At 64.3% G+C, this 18,006-nt stretch carries 17 protein-coding genes and 1 tRNA gene; 6 read left to right on the top strand and 12 right to left on the bottom strand.

Annotated features, from left to right (window positions below; translation table 11 throughout):
• The first annotated feature begins 226 nt into the window (after nt 1-226).
• Both typA and AC0L21_RS31100 read left to right on the top strand, forming a co-directional pair.
• Complete coding sequence (gene typA, locus AC0L21_RS31095) at nt 227-2,053, top strand: translational GTPase TypA (protein WP_473265573.1); 1,827 nt, start codon at nt 227-229, stop codon at nt 2,051-2,053.
• 125 nt (nt 2,054-2,178) lie between these two features.
• Nucleotides 2,179-3,423, top strand: a complete 1,245-nt coding sequence (locus AC0L21_RS31100) for a flavin monoamine oxidase family protein (RefSeq protein ID WP_473265614.1) — start codon at nt 2,179-2,181, stop codon at nt 3,421-3,423.
• Nucleotides 3,424-3,448: 25 nt separating this feature from the next.
• On the opposite strand, the gene AC0L21_RS31105 is transcribed toward AC0L21_RS31100, so the two are convergent.
• Both AC0L21_RS31105 and AC0L21_RS31110 read right to left on the bottom strand, forming a co-directional pair.
• Nucleotides 3,449-3,856: a thiol-disulfide oxidoreductase DCC family protein gene (locus tag AC0L21_RS31105; protein WP_473265574.1), complete on the bottom strand. Its 408-nt coding sequence runs from the start codon at nt 3,854-3,856 to the stop codon at nt 3,449-3,451.
• Between the two features lie 31 nt (nt 3,857-3,887).
• The gene (locus AC0L21_RS31110) at nt 3,888-4,778 is read right to left on the bottom strand and encodes an alpha/beta hydrolase family protein (protein ID WP_473265575.1); all 891 of its coding nucleotides are present in this window, start codon (nt 4,776-4,778) and stop codon (nt 3,888-3,890) included.
• A gap of 262 nt (nt 4,779-5,040) precedes the next feature.
• On the opposite strand from AC0L21_RS31110, the gene AC0L21_RS31115 reads away from it, so the two are divergent.
• Both AC0L21_RS31115 and ppa read left to right on the top strand, forming a co-directional pair.
• Nucleotides 5,041-5,550, top strand: coding sequence for a GNAT family N-acetyltransferase (locus AC0L21_RS31115; RefSeq protein ID WP_007598725.1), 510 nt, complete (start codon nt 5,041-5,043; stop codon nt 5,548-5,550).
• Nucleotides 5,551-5,725: 175 nt separating this feature from the next.
• On the top strand, nt 5,726-6,262 hold the full coding sequence (ppa, locus tag AC0L21_RS31120) for an inorganic diphosphatase (protein ID WP_211394934.1): 537 nt from the start codon (nt 5,726-5,728) through the stop codon (nt 6,260-6,262).
• A 67-nt stretch (nt 6,263-6,329) separates the two neighbouring features.
• Here ppa and folD read toward each other — a convergent pair whose 3' ends face one another.
• From folD to AC0L21_RS31135, 3 genes are read right to left on the bottom strand one after another with little or no spacing between them, the layout of a single operon-like run.
• Nucleotides 6,330-7,214 (bottom strand): bifunctional methylenetetrahydrofolate dehydrogenase/methenyltetrahydrofolate cyclohydrolase FolD, encoded by an 885-nt coding sequence (folD, locus tag AC0L21_RS31125; RefSeq protein WP_473265576.1) that lies wholly within the window; start codon nt 7,212-7,214, stop codon nt 6,330-6,332.
• A 10-nt stretch (nt 7,215-7,224) separates the two neighbouring features.
• Entirely contained in the window at nt 7,225-7,569 is a 345-nt protein-coding gene (locus AC0L21_RS31130; protein ID WP_027566322.1) for a DUF167 domain-containing protein, read from the bottom strand.
• Nucleotides 7,570-7,589: 20 nt separating this feature from the next.
• The gene (locus AC0L21_RS31135) at nt 7,590-7,880 is read right to left on the bottom strand and encodes a YggT family protein (RefSeq protein ID WP_007598721.1); all 291 of its coding nucleotides are present in this window, start codon (nt 7,878-7,880) and stop codon (nt 7,590-7,592) included.
• A gap of 188 nt (nt 7,881-8,068) precedes the next feature.
• Between AC0L21_RS31135 and AC0L21_RS31140 the strand changes: the two genes are divergently transcribed.
• A tRNA-Ala gene (locus AC0L21_RS31140) sits at nt 8,069-8,144 on the top strand.
• Nucleotides 8,145-8,264: 120 nt separating this feature from the next.
• On the opposite strand, the gene AC0L21_RS31145 is transcribed toward AC0L21_RS31140, so the two are convergent.
• From AC0L21_RS31145 to AC0L21_RS31175, 7 genes are all read right to left on the bottom strand, one after another.
• Nucleotides 8,265-9,077, bottom strand: a complete 813-nt coding sequence (locus AC0L21_RS31145; protein WP_007604155.1) for an enoyl-CoA hydratase — start codon at nt 9,075-9,077, stop codon at nt 8,265-8,267.
• 97 nt (nt 9,078-9,174) lie between these two features.
• Complete coding sequence (locus AC0L21_RS31150) at nt 9,175-9,969, bottom strand: glutamine amidotransferase (RefSeq protein WP_473265577.1); 795 nt, start codon at nt 9,967-9,969, stop codon at nt 9,175-9,177.
• A gap of 129 nt (nt 9,970-10,098) precedes the next feature.
• The gene (locus AC0L21_RS31155; protein ID WP_473265578.1) at nt 10,099-10,878 is read right to left on the bottom strand and encodes an SDR family NAD(P)-dependent oxidoreductase; all 780 of its coding nucleotides are present in this window, start codon (nt 10,876-10,878) and stop codon (nt 10,099-10,101) included.
• Nucleotides 10,879-11,106: 228 nt separating this feature from the next.
• Nucleotides 11,107-11,595, bottom strand: a complete 489-nt coding sequence (locus tag AC0L21_RS31160; RefSeq protein ID WP_007604151.1) for a tellurite resistance TerB family protein — start codon at nt 11,593-11,595, stop codon at nt 11,107-11,109.
• A gap of 317 nt (nt 11,596-11,912) precedes the next feature.
• Nucleotides 11,913-13,322, bottom strand: a complete 1,410-nt coding sequence (locus tag AC0L21_RS31165) for an adenylate/guanylate cyclase domain-containing protein (protein ID WP_247474935.1) — start codon at nt 13,320-13,322, stop codon at nt 11,913-11,915.
• A gap of 50 nt (nt 13,323-13,372) precedes the next feature.
• On the bottom strand, nt 13,373-14,740 hold the full coding sequence (locus AC0L21_RS31170) for a cytochrome P450 (RefSeq protein WP_473265579.1): 1,368 nt from the start codon (nt 14,738-14,740) through the stop codon (nt 13,373-13,375).
• Between the two features lie 34 nt (nt 14,741-14,774).
• A complete protein-coding gene (locus AC0L21_RS31175; protein WP_473265580.1) occupies nt 14,775-16,142 on the bottom strand; it encodes a hydrolase in 1,368 nt (455 codons plus the stop codon).
• Between the two features lie 161 nt (nt 16,143-16,303).
• On the opposite strand from AC0L21_RS31175, the gene AC0L21_RS31180 reads away from it, so the two are divergent.
• On the top strand, nt 16,304-17,992 hold the full coding sequence (locus AC0L21_RS31180) for an MFS transporter (RefSeq protein ID WP_473265581.1): 1,689 nt from the start codon (nt 16,304-16,306) through the stop codon (nt 17,990-17,992).
• The last annotated feature ends 14 nt before the right edge of the window (nt 17,993-18,006 follow it).

Below are 18,006 nucleotides of genomic sequence, written 5' to 3' on the forward strand. Positions count from 1 at the left end.
CCCGGACAAAATTCAATCAACCAATGGCCAAAGAACACATTGTTTTTTGGCCGTTTTTGCCTATATTGCGCCGCAACGCGTAGGGTGCCCGGTCGATATGCCGGGCTTTCCCTTTTGGGCGGAAAGCGCCCCGTTTCCAGTCTTCAAGCGTTGTTTCGAGAAGAGGTCCCGGTCTGACCGGCGAGATCGCGCTTAACCCATTGTCCGACCGCAAAGAAGCTCACTCATGAACCTTCGCAACATCGCCATCATCGCCCACGTCGACCACGGCAAGACGACCCTGGTCGACCGCCTCCTCCAGCAATCCGGCACCTATCGCGAGAACCAGAAGGTGACCGAACGCGCCATGGACTCCAACGATCTGGAGCGCGAGCGCGGCATCACCATTCTGGCCAAGGCGGCCTCGGTGCAGTGGAAGGACACTCGCATCAACATCGTCGACACCCCAGGCCACGCCGATTTCGGCGGTGAGGTCGAGCGCATCCTCAACATGGTGGACGGCGCGCTGGTGCTGGTCGACGCCGCCGAAGGCCCGCTGCCGCAGACCAAATTCGTGGTCTCCAAGGCGCTCAAGGTCGGTTTGAAGCCGATCGTCGTGATCAACAAGGTCGACCGTCCCGACGCGCGGGCGACCGAAGTCATCAACGAGGTGTTCGATCTGTTCGCGGCGCTCGACGCCAGCGAGGAGCAGCTCGACTTCCCGATCCTCTACGGGTCGGCCAAGCAAGGCTGGATGGCCGACAGCCCGGATGGATCGCAGGAAGCCGGCATGCAGCCGCTGTTCGACCTGATCGTGCGCCATGTCGCGCCGCCGACCGTCGAGGAAGGCCCGTTCCGCATGATCGGCACCATTCTGGAAGCCAACCCCTATCTCGGCCGCATCATCACCGGCCGCATCTCTTCCGGTTCGATCAAGCCGAACCAGGCCGTGAAGGTGCTGGGCGCCGACGGCAAGACCATCGAGACCGGCCGCATCACCAAGATCCTCGCCTTCCGCGGCATCGAGCGCACTCCTCTCGACGAGGCCGAGGCAGGCGACATCGTCGCGATCGCCGGCCTGACCAAGGGCACCGTCGCCGATACCTTCTGCGATCCGTCGGTCGACACCCCACTGGTGGCGCAGCCGATCGACCCGCCGACAGTGTCGATGTCTTTCATCGTCAACAACTCGCCGCTCGCCGGCACCGAAGGCGACAAGGTGACCAGCCGCATGATCCGCGACCGCCTGCTGCGCGAGTCGGAAGGAAACGTCGCGCTGCGGGTCGTCGAAGCCTCCGACAAGGACGCGATGGAAGTTTCGGGCCGCGGCGAATTGCAGCTCGCGATCCTGATCGAGACCATGCGCCGCGAGGGCTTCGAGCTCTCGGTGTCGCGTCCGCGCGTCGTATTTCAGAAAGACGAGGCCACCGGCGCCACGCTGGAGCCGATCGAGGAAGTCGTCATCGACGTCGACGAGGAGCATTCCGGCGTCGTCGTGCAGAAGATGAGCGAGCGCAAGTCCGAGCTGATCGAGATGAAGCCGTCCGGCGGCAACCGCCTGCGGCTGGTGTTCTACGCGCCGACCCGCGGCCTGATCGGCTACCAGGGCGAACTGCTCACCGACACCCGCGGCACCGCGATCATGAACCGCCTGTTCCACGGCTACGCGCCGTACAAGGGCGAGATCCAGGGCCGCCGCAACGGCGTGCTGATCTCCAACGACCAAGGCGAAGCGGTGGCTTACGCGATGTTCAAGCTGGAAGATCGCGGCCCGATGATGATCGAGCCGGGCTGGAAGGTCTACAAGGGCATGATCGTCGGCGAGCATACCCGCGACAACGACCTCGAGATCAACGTGCTCAAGGGCAAGCAGCTCACCAACATCCGCACGACCTCCAAGGACGAAGCCGTGCGCCTGACCCCGCCGATCCGCATGACGCTGGAAAAGGCGCTGGCCTATATCGAGGACGACGAGCTGGTGGAGATCACGCCGAAGTCGATCCGGCTGCGCAAGCGGCACCTCGACCCGAACGAGCGCAAGCGCGCGGAAAAGTCCAAGGAAGCGGTGGCTTAAGGCCACTCGGACACACGACGAATGCGTCATGGCCGGGCTTGTCCCGGCCATCCACGTCTTCGATACTGGTGTCAATTACGTGGATGCCCGGGACAAGCCCGGGCATGACGATGAAATTGACCGCTATGTCCCTCCCCTCCTCCGTTGACGTCGCGATCATCGGTGCGGGCGCCGCCGGCCTCGGCGCGGCGCATGCACTGGCAGGCTCCGGCCTCTCCGTGGTCGTGATCGAGGCGCGCGACCGGCTCGGCGGGCGGGCCTGGACGGTGCAGGCCTCGCCCGACGTCACCTTCGACGTCGGCTGCGGCTGGCTGCATTCGGCGGACAATAACTCCTTCGTCGCGATTGCAAAGCAGCTCGGCTTCGAGGTCAACAAGGACCTCCCGCCCTGGCGCGAGCGCGCCTATGGCAACGCGTTTCCGAAAGCCGAGCGCGACGATTTCATGCACGCGATGGACGCCTTCTATCAGCGGCTGTGGACGACTGCCCAGAAGGGCAAGGATGTCCCCGCGAGCTTGAGCCTGGAGCCCGGCAATCGCTGGAATCCCATGATCGACGCGATCTCGACCTATATCAACGGCTGCGAACTGAAGGACATGTCGACGCTGGACTGGGACGCCTATGAGGACAGTGACCTCAACTGGCGCGTCCGCCGCGGCTACGGCGCTCTGATCACGGCCTATGGCGCGCCATGCCCGGTGGCGCTGAACTGTAACGTCACGTTGATCGATCATTCCGACCAGCGCATCCGCATCGAGACATCGCAGGGCGCGCTGAGTGCGGACAAGGTGATCGTCACCGTGCCGACCAACCTGATCGCCAATGAGGCGATCCGCTTCTCGCCCCCTCTCCTCGCCAAGGTCGATGCCGCGGCCGGCCTGCCGCTCGGCGTCGACGACAAGATCACGCTAGCGCTCGACGATGCCGAAGCCTTCCCGAAAGAAGGTAATTTGCGTGGCGCCACGATGCGCACCGACATGGGCACCTATCATATCCGCCCGTTCGGCCAGCCCTGCATCGAAGGCTTTTTCGGCGGCAGCTTTGCGCGCGAACTGGAAGATGCCGGCGACGGCGCGATTGCCGCGCAAAGCATCGACGAGATCGCGGGCCTGCTCGGCAACGACATCAGGCGAAAGCTGAGGCCGCTCTACCAGTCGCGCTGGGCGCACGACCCCTTCGCGCGGGGCTCATATTCGCACGCGCTGCCCGGCCACGCCGGTGACCGCGCCGTGCTGGCGGCACCGGTCGATGGGCGGCTGTTCTTTGCGGGAGAGGCGACGTCGCCGAACTTTTTCTCGACCGCGCACGGGGCGAGGGACTCAGGGGAGCGGGCGGCGCAGGAAGTGCTGGGGGTTTCGGGCAAACCGTAACCACACGCTCCGCTCGCGTGACGGATCACTCGATCACCCGCGCCCGCAAATCAGCATCAGGCACGAAGCACGCATCGTACTTGCCAAAGATGCGATAGCGGTTGCGTGCGATGAGGCTGTACACCGGGTCGCGCAACGCTTTCGGCACGGCGAACAACGCGCTCACCCAGCTCCAGCCGGGAAGCTGCGACAGTACCGTCAGCGCAGCGTCCGACTTCATGAACACCTCGCCACCATGAACCACGGCATTGGTGTCGGGATCATCGGGATCGATGCCGAACGTGCGTGCGAGCCGGGCGCCATAGTCCGACTGGATCGGCGTGAAGCGAAATCGCTTCGCTGTATCACGTTGCGCGACGAAGCGGACCCAGCGCGAGCAGAAGATGCAGACGCCGTCGAACAGGATGACGTCATCGTCGGGCCATTTGGGCATCAGCGATTGTCCAATATCAGGAAAGTCAGCGTCATGGCTTTTTGCCAGCCGCCGGCTTCAGCGCGCGATCGAGTTCGGCACTGGCAGCTTTGACACCGGCTTCGGCTTCGATCATCCAATGACCCTCGCTGCCCACGGCCGGCAGCGCACGGAACTCGACCTTGCCGCCGCTGCGCCGAAACGCGTCGACCAACGCGAGCGAAAATTTCGGCGCAAAGTAGCTGTCATTGGCGGAAACGATCCATGTGACGGGGATGCGCGCGGCCTTGCCGAACTCAGCCGCCGCCGCGAGAAGCGTATGCGGCGCGCAGATCCGGTTCGGCTCGTCATTGGCATGGCCGCCGCGCCCCGGCGCAAAGGCGATGATGGTGGAGATCGTCTTCGGATCGGCATTGGCGAGCGCCAGCGCACCCCAACCGCCGGCGGAATGGCCGATCACGATCGCGGCGTCCTTGCGGATAAAATCCTGCTTTCGCACATAGTCCAATGCTAGCGCGATTTCGTCGGCCGTTGCGCGGCCCGAGCGCGCATAGTCCGCCTCGTCACAGCCACCCTGGTCCTCGACATAGCGGCCGCCTGTTACGCCATGGCCGAGCCGTTCCGGCACCAACACGGCGAACCCGCGCGCGACGAGGAACGCAGCGAGTGCGCGGTATTCCGGCTGTGGCGTTTGCGCGCGCCGCAAACCATTTTGCGTTGAAGCATGCGCGATCACCGCAAGCCGGAACGGGCCGGCACCCGGCGGGCGAAACAGCAGGGCATGAGCGGCGATGTCGGTATCCGGCGACGGCACGCGCCATTGCTGCCGCCGAAACTGATCGCCCTCCGCTCCGGACGCACCAAAAATGACCTGAGCGCACACGGGTGGCGCAGTCAGCAAGTCCAACAGAGCCAGAAGCACGAGGACGTTGAGAAGTCGCATGAATTGCCGGAGGCGAGAACAGCGACAGTCAGACTAGTAGGAACGAATCAATATCGGCAGACTTTCTGCGTTGCCATTGCCGTTCATTCGTTGCCGCAAAGCAGTTTTGCACCGGCGCAGAGCACCCCGGTGCCATTCGAATCGGCGTCTTGTCTTTTTTCGGTACAACACGGTGCAAATACTGATGCAGAAAGTCCACAGGTTAACCGATAATTAAGGATAGGTCTTGCCGCCGGCGCGGCGACTTGGTTTGATCACGTCCATGAGCACAACCCTGATCGAGGTCCGGCCGGCCAAAGCCGCAGATGCAACTGCGGTGGCGTCCACCCATGACGAAGCCTGGCGCTCCGCCTATCAGGGCATCATTCCCGGCGCCGAACTGGAAAAGCTGATCAACCGCCGCGGTCCGCAATGGTGGGACAGCGCGATCCGCAAGGGCAGCCGCGTCAGCGTGCTGGTGTTCGGCGACAAGATCGCAGGCTACGCCAATTATGGCCGCAACCGCGCCCGCAGCCTGCATTTCGACGGCGAGGTCTACGAGCTCTATCTGCGTCCTGAATTCCAGGGCCTGGGCTTTGGCCGCCGCCTCTTCACCGCGGCCCGCCGCGACCTGATGCAGAGCGGCCTGAAGAGCATGGTGGTGTGGGCGCTCTCGGACAACGATCCGGCCACCGAGTTCTACCGCGCCCTGGGCGGCCGCATGGTGGCACGCTCCTCGGAGCGTTTCGGGCCGAAGTCGCTCGACAAGGTTGCCTTCGCTTGGACCAATTGAGCTGCTGAAGTCCCGCCGGCAGCGTTTTCCTTCCGTCGATACCGTTGCCTTGAGCCGGTGATCGCTGGATTCATTATTTCACAAAAACGCGATGGATCAGCGGGCCAAGCCCGCGTATGACAGCGCCAAAATCGCTGCCGGGTGCGATTTAACCTCGGCAACAACGGAGCCTTGAATGCGTATCGATGCGGTCTCGATCGGGAAAAATGTCCCCCACGACGTCAACGTCATCATCGAAGTCCCCGTGGGCGGCGAACCGATTAAATACGAGATGGACAAGGAAGCCGGCACGCTGGTGGTCGACCGCTTCCTCTACACGCCGATGCGTTACCCCGGGAACTACGGCTTCATCCCGCACACACTGTCCGATGACGGCGATCCCTGCGACGTTCTCATCATCAACACGCGCGCCATCATCCCCGGCGCGGTCATGAGCGTGCGCCCGGTCGGCGTGCTGTTCATGGAAGACGAAGCCGGCGGCGATGAGAAGATTTTGGCGGTGCCGTCGTCGAAGCTGACGCAGCGCTACGACAAGGTGAAGTCGTATTCCGACTTGCCGGACATCACGCTCCAGCAGATCCAGCACTTCTTCGAACATTACAAGGATCTTGAACCCGGCAAGTGGGTGAAGATCCTGCGCTGGGGCGGCCCTGAGGATGCGCACAAGCTGATCCTCGAAGGCATCGATCGCGAGAAAAAGAAGAACGGGTGAGTTTTCGTGCCCCGGCTCAGCGTCGCGTCATTTCATGCCGCGCCGCGTCCGGGACACGAGAGTGGCGTTACACCGCCGGCTTCGGCAGCCCGGCAATCGCGCAAGCCGCGCGCAACGTGTTCACGAGCAGGCAGGCGACCGTCATCTGGCCGACGCCGCCCGGCACCGGCGTGATGGCGCCAGCCACTGCGAGCGCTTCCTGATAGGCAACATCGCCGACGAGACGCGTCTTGCCGTCGTCCTTCGGAATCCGGTTGATGCCGACGTCGATCACGGTCGCCCCCGGCTTCAGCCAGTCGCCGCGCACCATCTCGGGCTTTCCGACCGCGGCGTAGACGAGGTCGGCGCACTTCACGAGCCCGGGCAGGTCGCGCGAGCGCGAATGCGCGATGGTCACCGTGGCGTTCTCGTTCAGCAATAGCTGCACCAGCGGGCGGCCGACGAGGTTGGAGCGGCCGATGACGATGGCGTTCATGCCTTCGAGCGAGGCATGCACGCTCTTGGTCAAAATGATGCAGCCGAGCGGCGTGCAGGGCGACAGCGCCTCGAAACCGCCGGCGAGGCGGCCGGCATTGTTCGGATGCAGCCCGTCGACATCCTTGGCGGGATCGATGGCATTGACCACGGCTTCGGTGTCGAGGCCCTTGGGCAGCGGAAGTTGCACCAGAATACCGTGCACGGCAGGATCGCGGTTGAGTTTTGCGACCAGCGCCAGGAGATCTGCCTGCGAGACGTCCGCCGGCAGCTTGTGCTCGAACGAGGCCATGCCGGCGGCCTGGGTCTGGGTGTGTTTCGAACGGACATACACCTCGCTCGCCGGATCGCTTCCGACCAGGACCACCGCAAGGCCCGGCACCAGATTGTGCTCGCGCTTGACGCGTGCGACCTCGTCGGCGACGCGGGCGCGAAGTTCCGCGGCGATGACTTTTCCGTCGATGATCTTGGCGGTCATGTCAGTTCCCTCAGTCTGTCGATTTGGCTGACGCGAGCTGGCGCAGGGCTTCGCCGAGCCGCGCCGGATCGCCGTCGACCGCGATCTGCTTCAGCCGCGAGGTCGCTCCCGACAGGAGTTTGACGCTGGCCTTGGGCACGCCAAGCGATTTCGCCAGCAGCACCAGAACGGCCTTGTTGGCCTCGCCGCCATCGGCGATGGCGCGGACGCGCACCTTGAGCACGCTGCGGCCATCGGAGAGCTGCTCGATCCCGTCGATATCGTCGCGGCCGCCGCGCGGCGTTACCCGTAGCGCGATGCTGATTCCTGCGGCCCCGTAACGCCAAGGTTCCTTGATGACAAGGTTCTTTGGCAACCCAGGGCGCTCCAGTCGACTTAGATCACGTTCGGGTAGATGTAGTACAGGATCACCCGCTCGATGAACATGATGAGCAGGATCAGGATAATCGGCGAGATATCGAGGCCGCCGAGGCTGGGCAGGAAATTGCGAATCGGTGCCAGGACCGGCTCCGTGATTCGGTACAGGAACTCCGCCACCGCCGAAACGAACTGGTTGCGGGTGTTCACGACGTTGAAGGCGATCAGCCAGGACAGGATCGCGGACGCGATCAGCAGCCAGACGTAGAGGTCGAGCACGATGATGACGATGTCGAGAACGGCACGCATGGCTTTTGAAAACTCTGGCTTCGGTCGGGATTGACGTCTTTTGCTAGATATCGGTTCCCCCCGGTCCAAACAAGGGAAGTCGGTGCCGGGATGGCTAAAACCGGGTTACAGCCGTCCTTGACTTGACCTTGGCGGGGACTTAAATGGCGCCCGGTTGTCGGCCGCATTGACCAGAGCGGCCTACAAAAGGGGCCATAGCTCAGCTGGGAGAGCGCGTCGTTCGCAATGACGAGGTCGGCGGTTCGATCCCGCCTGGCTCCACCAGCCTTCGCTCGCTTCGCGAGCTACGGCTAGGCAAGCCCGGAAGGTCTCTCGCGGCGAAGTGAGCGAAGGCTGCCCCGCCATAGCCCGAAGGGCGACGGCGGGCTCCATCCGAAATCCCCCCTACTTCCCCGTAAACCTCGGCGGCCGCTTCTCCATGAAGCTCGCGACCCCCTCCCTGAAATCGCTGCCGTTCAGCGCCACCATCATGTCCCGGTTGGCTGCGATCGTCGCCTCCGCCAGCGTCTGGAACGGCACCTCGTAGAGCTGCCGCTTGATCACGGCCATCGCGCTCGGCGAGACGAAATCGGCGAGGTCGCGCGCATAGGCGTAAGTCTCCTCGCGCAGCTTCTCGGGCGAGCAGAGCCGATTCACCAGCCCGATCCGCAGCGCCTCGTCACTCGAAACGCGGCGCGCCGAGAGCAACAGATCCATCGCGTTGGCGTGGCCGACGATTCGCGGCAGCATCCAGCTGATGCCGTGCTCGGCGATCAGACCACGCCGGGCGAAGGCGGTGGTGAACACGGTGTTGTCGGCGGCAAAGCGCAGGTCGCAATAGAGCGCGTGGACGAGGCCGATGCCGGCGGTCGCGCCATTGAGCATGGCGATGACAGGCTTTCCGATCGACGGATAGAAGCCGTAGCGGGTCTGCCAATCGGGCCGCCGATTCATGTCGAACGGCGGCAGGTTCGACGCGCGCCTGACATCATCGGGGTCGAGCCCCTTCAATGCATCCATGTCGGCACCGGCGCAGAAGGCGCGGCCGGCGCCGGTGATCACGATGACGCGGACATTGTCATCGGCGCTCGATGCTTCCATCGCATGGCGCACGTCGCGCTCCATGATGGGCGTCCACGCATTCATGCGATCGGGACGGTTGAGCGTGATGGTCGCGACCTTGTCGCTGACCTCATAGAGAATGTGTTCGTAGGCCATGGCGCTCTCCCTTTGTTTGCCGGCACGCGTTCGCGCGCGCTCGTTGACAATGAGCCTAGCATACAAACGGATGAGAAGAGCTTGCGCTAAGGCGCGATCACTCGGCTGCTTGCGCCAGAACCGGCCGCCGCGTCAGCCAGCCGTCGATGAAATGATCGAGCCAGGCGCGTTCGGCGGCATCGTAGACGGCACGGTCCGCGAAATGGTGATGCCGCTGCCGCGCGCCGGGCGCGCTGAGGCCGTCATAGCCGCGCGTGGTCCAGCAATGCATCATCGCGTAGGTCACGTCAGGATGGAACTGCACGCCGAAAGCGTTGCCGGTGCGGAATGCCTGCACCGGAAAATCATCGCCTTCGGCAAGCAGTTCAGCGCCGACCGGCAACTCGAAGCCTTCGCGATGCCAATGATAGACCCGCGCCGGCCAATTCGGGCAGAGCCGGTGTCCCGCGGGTGTCGGGCGGATCGGGTAGTAGCCGATCTGGGTCAGCGCATCCGCATGCGGCGCGACGCGGGCCCCCAACTGCTTCGCCAGCATCTGCGCGCCGAGGCAGATGCCGAGGAACGGCCGCTGTTCGCGGAGCGGGATTTCGATCCAGTCGATCTCGCGGCGGATGTAGTCGTCGGGATCGTTGGCGCTCATGGGACCGCCGAAGACCACCGCGCCGGCATGCTGGTCGAGGGTCTCGGGCAGCGGATCGCCGAAGCGGGGACGGCGGATGTCGAGGCGATGGCCGAGCGCGCGCAGCGCATTGCCGACGCGGCCGGGCGTCGAGGATTCCTGATGCAGGATGATCAGAACCGGCAGCCGGGTTTCGGAGGCGGCGACGTTCGGCGTCCTTCTGGGGAAGGGCACCACTTCTGCGCCACCAAATCTGTCCGTCCGGAACGACATGGTCTCTGCGAGTGCTATCGGTTCAGACCGCCAGCATAACTAAGCGATCGTTAATTTCGTGTGAGTTTGCGCACACACACGCCCGATAGAAAGCAAGCTCCGGGCCACGACCGACCAAGCGCGCTCCCTTTAGTGTCGTTGCCTCTGAAACCGGCTGGTGGCGTACAGGATGAAGCCGCGCGGGAAGAAGCGCAGCGCGAATGGCACCATCTTGATGCACAGACCGGGGAGCACTGCCCGCTTGTTGGCCATCAGGCCGCGATAGGCCTGCCGTGCGACATCGGCGGCAGGAACATTGAGAAGGGCCGTATCATGTCCGGACCCAACGCGGGCGCGCGCCTGGAATTCGGTGGGCACCGGGCCCGGGCAAAGGACGGTGACGCGAACGCCATGCGGTGCAAGCTCCGCCCGCAAGGCCTCGGTCAGGGAAATGACATAGGCCTTGGACGCGTAATAGACGGCCATGCCGGGGCCGGGCAGAAAGCCGGCGACCGATCCGACGTTGAGAAGACCGCCCTTGTTCCTGATGAGCTGATCGGCAAAGCGCAGCGACAGATCCGTCAGAGCCCGGACATTCACATCGACGATGCCGACCTGCTCGACGCGGTCGCGCTCGATTGCGTCGCCGAATACGCCGAAGCCGGCATTGTTGACGAGATTGTCGAGCTCGACGCCTTCGGCAGCGAGCGCAGCGGCGATCTTCTCGCCGGCATCCGCCTCCTGGAGATCGCAGGCGATCACAATCGGCTTCTTGCCGCCCTTAGCGGCGAGCTCGTTCGCGAGCGCCTCGAGCCGGTCCGCGCGCCGCGCCGTCAGCGCAAGACGGTGTCCGTTCGCGGCGAACACACGCGCCAGCTCCGTGCCGATGCCCGCCGAGGCACCGGTGATCAACGTTACCCGCTCAGTCACGATCGAAGTCTCTTGATGTAAGTTTTTTGGCCCCGCAATGCTGGAACGAGAGCATAGGCCGTGCGCGACAGGCAAGCGGCGTCCGCCGCATAGCCACTTGAGCGGGAAACGGGGGAAGCAGGAAAACCACGGATTAACAGGGGAAATCCGGAACCCGGGCAGCCCGAGGCTACATTAAAGTTTCGTCATGTGGTCTGCACAACCGCCAATTGGCGGTGTTGACACGGATCACCCACCGACTGCGCTGTCCTTGACCTGGCCGCCGGCACGATCTGCGACTGCGTGCTTCAGGTCGATCCGGTCCCGCTGCGAAATCCCCAGCAGGTCGGACGCGCGCCAGACCACATTATCCTCGAACTCCGTGACCTGGCCGTCGGCGTAGACCAGCTCCCACATCATCTGGACGACCCGCTTGCGGCCTTCTTCGTCGAGCGAGCGCATCATGATGCTGGTGAAGTGATAGAGATCGACCGCCTCGCCCTCGACCTCCGTCGCATCCGCGATCAGACGATCCGCGGTGCCACGATCGAGCCCGAAGTGGCTTTCGATCAGGCTGTGCAACTTGCGCTGCTCGGCAGCCGTCGGCTGGCCGTCCAGCGAAATCACGTGAACCAGCAGCGCGGTCGCCGCCAGCCGGTAATCACTGTCACCGAATGCGCGGTCCTGGGCATGGGGAGCAACAATGTCGGCGATGAATTGGCGCAGGCCGTCGAGCATAAGGTCCTACCGAAATCGATGAAGCCGCGGAGCGCGACTGCTACCAGCATTATATGAGCAGGAAACTCAACCGGCGCAACGTGCGTCAGTTCCGCGCGTTGCATTACGTTTCGGCAATCTCCACTGATGTCGTCCTGGCGAAAGCCAGGACCCATACCGCGGAATCTATCGATTGTCCGCGGTACCCGTCCCGAACAAGCAGTCTTCGCCAAACTACTCCCTGGGGTAATGGGTCCTGGCTTTCGCCAGGACGACTCGGAGAGGCGTAGTGCTGCGCTCGCAATGACGGAGAATGTGGCAGCATCGTCCCACATCCCTCACGGTATCTCGTACACCACCATCTTGTCGGCGATGCCGCGCAGTGCGGCCTGCTTCTGGATCGGCCTGATTTCGCGCTGCTTGAGGACTTCGGCGACCGCCGGTGCATCCAGCACCGGGCCGGTGATGTGGATCTCCTGCGCGGTCGAGAGGCTCTGCACGCGGGCGGCGATGTTGACGGTCTGGCCGAAATAATCCTGCCGCTCGTTCAGCATCACCGCGAGGCACGGACCTTCGTGGATGCCGATCTTGACGATGAGATCGGCGGTGCCGCGCTTTTTGTTGAGCTCGTCCATCGCCGCGCGCATCCGCAAACCCGCCGCGATCGCATGCTCGGGACGGACGAAGGTCGCCATCACGGCGTCGCCGATGGTCTTCACCACCGCGCCTTTCTCGGAGGAGATGATCTCGAGCAGCGCATGGAAATGCGCGCGCACGAGGTCGAAGGCGGCGAGATCGCCGACGCGCTCATAGAGCGCGGTCGATCCCTTCAGATCGGTGAACAGGAAGGTCAGCGAGGTGATCTGGAGCCGCTGGTCGAGACTGAGATTGTCCGCCTTGAAGACATCGCGAAACGTCTGGTTCGACAGCATCCGCTTGGCTGTCAGGAACGGCTTGCGCTTGCCGATGAGGTGATGGAGCGCCTCGGCCGCGATGAACACCGACGGCAGCACGCGCACGCCGGCCTGATTCTCCAGCGACAGCCGCAGCGGGCCCGGCCGCATGGTGGTGGTTCCCGTCGGCGCCTGCACCCTGTTGTACATGATGGCGAGCTGCTGACGGTCCTTGGTGGGCTCGCCCTGCACGTCGATGAAATGGGCCGCGTGCGTCACCGGTTCGAAGATGATGATGAAATCGTTCGGCAGTTGCAGCGACATGGTCGCCTTCTCGCCGGCCGGCAGCTCCATCGTATCCAGCGTCACCTCGTTGGCGAGCGTCGCAAACGATTCCTTGTTGAAGTCGACGCCGGAACTCCAGAACACCTGCTTGAAGTACTCCCAGACCGGAAGCGTATCGGGATCATGCGCCGCAATGCGCCGGACACGTGAATTGACGGTGAAGGAGACTTCGACCTGATCATCGACGGAGGCCTTGTAGCCGCAGGCGCACAGCGCGCAGTGATAGTCGTCGGGCTTGAGCGCTTTCAGGGTCGAGTGCGCACCCAACACGCCGCCGCAGCCCGGGCACAGCACATTCCAGCCCAGATCGAACAGACCGAGCCGCGCCGAATGCAGGAATGCCGAGATCGCGTGCTCTTCATCGAGACCATGCTGCTTCGCGAAGTCGAGGACATTGACGCGGTTGAGCTCGTGATCTTCGCCATCCTCGATGAGGCGCGCGATCGCGTCGACCACTTTCGCATCGGCGGTCTGCTTCAGAACGGAAAACTGGGCCTGGATATCGCTCATGGCGCAACTCTATCTGGTGTGGATCACGCCGTCGGCCAGGCGAACGCCTGTCACCGACGCGTGATGCGGAACAGCGGCGAACGGTCCGGCTGGGTCGTGACGACGCCGAGCGGAATGACAGGGCTGGTATCGGCAAGCTCGACGCGGAACGCACCGATCAGCCGGGCCAACGCCAGCACGGATTCGGCTTGCGCGAACGGTGCGCCGATGCAGACGCGCGGACCCGCACCGAACGGCAAATAGGCGAAGCGATCGGGCGCGTCGGTCGACACGAAGCGTTTTGGAATGAACGCGTTCGGCTGATCCCACAGCTTCTCGTGCCGGTGCAGCAGCCATGGCGCGATCATGATGATGTCGCCCTTGCCGATGGCGACGCCGGCCGCGTTGTCCTTCTCGCGCGCGGCCCGGGCGATCAGGAAGGCCGGCGGATAAAGCCGCATGGTCTCCTCGATCGCGGCGCGGGTGAATTTCTGGCGATCGATGTCGGCCATGCTGTCGAGATGTTCGCCACGGGTCTCGGAGGCGATCTCCTCCTGCGTATCGGGATCGAGCGCGAGCAAATAGAGCGCCCAGAACAGCGCGGTCGCCGTGGTCTCGTGACCCGCGAGGATCATGGTCGCGACTTCGTCGACCAGTTGTTCGTCCGAAAAGCCCTTGCCGGTTTCAGGATCGCGCGCCTCGTCCATGAGATCGAACAGGTCGCGCGGCGGCGCGCCGTCCTTCTTGCCCATCTCGCGCCGCTCGGCGATCAGCATCGCGACGAATTCAGTCCAGCGCTTGCGGAAACGGGCACGGGCAAAATCCATCGGGCTCGGCCAGGACAGCGGCAGCACCATGTCGAGCAAGTACGGCCGCCCGAGTCGGGCTCCATATTCCATGACGAAGTTGCGCAAGGTCGGACCATGCCGGTCCATGCCGAACGAGAACATGGTGCGTCCGGCGATCTCCAGTGTCATGCGCTGCATGATTTCGCGCAGATCGACCGGCTCGCTCGTTCGCCCGTCGAGCTTCGCGATGGTCTCGTCGAGCACCGCGGTCATGTGCGGAACGAGATTTGCCGTCGCCCGCGGCGTGAACGCCGGCGCGAGAGTGCGGCGCTGAAACGTCCACGAATGGCCCTCCGCAATGAGAAGACCGTCGCCGAGCACGGGGCGGAGCATGCGGATGCCCGCCGGGGTGCGCGAATAATTCTCGTAATTGCTGAGCAGGACATGCCGGATCGCATCCGGCCGGTTCAGGATGAAACTGTTGCGGAAGAAGAAGCGGCCCTCGATCACGTCTTCCTCGTAGGCGCGCTGCCCCCAGGTCGCGATCATGTTTCGCTTGAGCACGGCAAGCCGGCCGAGGAACGACATGTCGTCGGGCGCACGCGGCGGGGTCGGAGGGACGATGGGCCGACGCACGCTGGCGATGTTCATGGCTCTCTCCCGCAGAGGTAACGCAGGCAAATAGCTAGTAAGTCAGCTCGGCAATCGCAATCCTGTTCTCCGAGGCAGGCCAGGCGCGTGCCACAATTCGTTCTTCGCCAAATTGGGCTACGATGATACGCCCGACCTCGCCGGCCGGAAGGCGCAATGTTGCTGTCGAATCCGTGGGCACACCCGATTTGACGTCCGCCGGCTCCTTGCCGTCGAGCAGCACCACGTCCCGCGGCAGGCCGAAATAGCCGCGCGGACGCGACATGATCACGACAGCGCCGGCGTCCTTGTCCGCGGGCCCAAGCGGACGCGCGGCGCGCAGATGCACCACGTCCGATGAGCGCGGGAAGGGCGAGCGGTAGATGTGGGTCGTCGGCGCATCCGGCGATGCGAGGGCGAATTCGAGAGACCAGGAAGGCTCGACCTGCGCCGGTCCCCAGCGACCGTCGGTGCCGGTCTTCGAGCTGTGCACAGGGCTGCCTTTGCGCTCCCCGGTATCAGGGTCGACGCGGAATATTTCGACCGTTGCGCCCGTCACCGGGCGGTTGGTCGACACGCCGCCGGGTGTGCCGGTAACAAGGCCACTCAGCTTCACGCTCTCCTCCGGCATGATCGCAATGCGCGCGGGCTCGCGGCCGGCGATGACCTTATAGATCTCGCGGAAGGCTCGGGGGTGAAACGCCACTTCGCGATGATCGAGTGCGCCGAGCACGAGGTTGCTGGCCCCCTTCAACTCCGGACCTTCGACGCTGACGCCGGTTGGCGTACCGGGCTTGCCGATGAAACGGCCATCGGCTTGCGCGTATTTGTCCATGCCGTCGCTGCGCAAGGTCAGGAAGGCGACATCCGGCGTCACCTCGCTCTCGCCCTCATTGAGGCTGCGCAGGAACGCGCCGCGGCCGTTGAACTCGCTGTTGGGCTGGTCGTCGGTCGCGAACACACCATGATTGGGCGTGCCGCACAGCACGGCGTGGCTGACATCGCCGGCGCCGCCGTTCTTGATGACGTTGCGGATCGCATAGCCGCCGCGCGAGCTGCCGACCAGCGCCACGCGGGCTGCGCCGGTCCGACGCTTCAATTCAACGATGGCGGCGGCGAGCTCGCGGCGCTGGTCCTCGGTCGAGGAGCGGGCCGCCTGCTCGACCTTGTCGTCGCTTCGTGCATTGGGATCGGTGAAATTGATCGCATGCATGCGATCGCGCGCAATGCCGTTGGATTCCATCCGCCACATGGTGGTCATCCAGAGCGCGTCGTAATCGCCATTGCCGTGGACGAACAGGATCGGCGGCACCTCGCTCCGCGGGGCGGATGCCGTTTGGGCCAGCGCGCCCGTCCGCAAGCTCGCAACTGCGAAGGGCAAGCTGCCGGCCGCTTGCAAGATCATCCGTCGTGACAGCTTCATCTGTTCCTCCCCCGCAAAACCATCTCTGTGCACCGCTTATACCGGCCTAACCACTGGACAGCGAAGGACTTTCGCGGGCATCACTGAACTTGCCGGAATCGTCCGAAGACCACTCCAAGACAACGTCAAGACAACTTCTGCCAGCCCATTTGGAAGGGGATATGACCGAGCAGACGAACCGTCAGAAAATTGCGGCCGACGGCATCATGGCGCCGCTGCGGTACACCGTGTTCCGGCGCATCTGGCTCGCCAGCCTGCTCTCCAATCTTGGCCTGCTGATCCAGGGCGTGGGCGCCGCCTGGGCGATGACGCAGATGGCGGCGTCGGCGGACAAGGTGGCGCTGGTGCAGACCGCTTTGATGCTGCCGATCATGCTGATCTCGATGCCGGCAGGCGCCATCGCGGACATGTATGACCGCCGTATCGTCACCCTGATCGCGCTCATGATCGCGCTGACCGGCGCGACCGCGCTCACGGTCCTGGCCTGGTTCAACTACATTTCCCCGGAAACGCTGCTCGCGTTCTGCTTCGTGGTCGGCAGTGGCAACGCACTGTTCGGTCCGGCCTGGCAATCCTCCGTCAGCGAGCAGGTGCCGCCCGATGCCCTGCCGTCGGCCGTTGCGCTCAACGGCATCAGCTACAACATCGCGCGCAGCTTCGGCCCGGCCGTCGGCGGCGTCATCGTCGCCGCGCTCGGCGCCGTCGCGGCATTTGCGTGTAACGCGATCCTCTATTTGCCGTTGCTGGTGGTGCTGCTGCTCTGGCGGCGCAACACCGAGCCCTCGCGGCTGCCGCGGGAGAAGCTCAACCGCGCCATGGTGTCGGGCTTCCGCTACATCACCAATTCGCCGCCGATCAAGATCGTGCTGTTGCGCACGCTGGTGATGGGCCTGATTGGCGGCGCCATCATGGCGTTGATGCCGCTGGTGGCGCGCGATCTGCTGCATGGCGGCGCGCAGACCTACGGCATCATGCTCGGCGCCTTCGGCATGGGCGCCGTGGTCGGAGCGCTCAACATCCACGAATTGCGCAAGCGCATGAGCGGCGAAGCCGCGATCCGCGCCTGCACCATCTCGATGGCGTTCGCGATGGCCGCGCTCGCCGTGAGCACCGAGCCGGTGCTGACCGCGGCTGCGCTGGTGCTCGCCGGCGCGGTCTGGATGGCCGCCGTCGCGCTGTTCAATATCGGCGTGCAGCTCTCGGCGCCGCGCTGGGTCGCCGGCCGCTCGCTGGCGGCGTTCCAGGCCTCGATTTCCGGCGGCATCGCGATCGGCGCCTGGGGCTGGGGCCATCTCACCGACTATGCCGGCGTCGAGCTCGCGCTGCTGACGGCCGCCGGGCTGATGCTGATCTCGCCGGTGCTCGGGATCTGGCTCACGATGCCGCGCGTCGGCGCCCGCAACGAAGATGCCGATTTGCTGGCGGATCCGGAAGTCAAACTGTCGCTCACGGCACGCAGCGGGCCGCTGGTGGTCGAGATCGAATACCGCGTCGCCCAAGAGAACGCGCGCGCCTTTCACAACGTGATGCAGGACGTGCAGCTCTCTCGCCAGCGCAACGGTGCCTATGGCTGGTCGATCGCGCGCGACATCGCCGATCCCGAATTGTGGACCGAGCGCTACCACTGTCCGACATGGCTCGACTATCTGCGCCAGCGCAACCGCTCAACGCAGTCCGAACGCGCTCTGCATCAGGAGGCGATCGATTTCCACATCGGCCCCGATCCGGTGCGGATCCGCCGCATGCTGGAGCGTCCGTTCGGCTCGGTGCGCTGGAAAGAGGAGACGCCGGACCAGGCAGCAAGTGAGGTGCTGCCCGTCGTCGCCACCGCGGCGGGAAGCAGCACGTAGGATTTGAGAGTGCG

It is taken from the genome of Bradyrhizobium sp. WSM4873 (assembly GCF_055811355.1).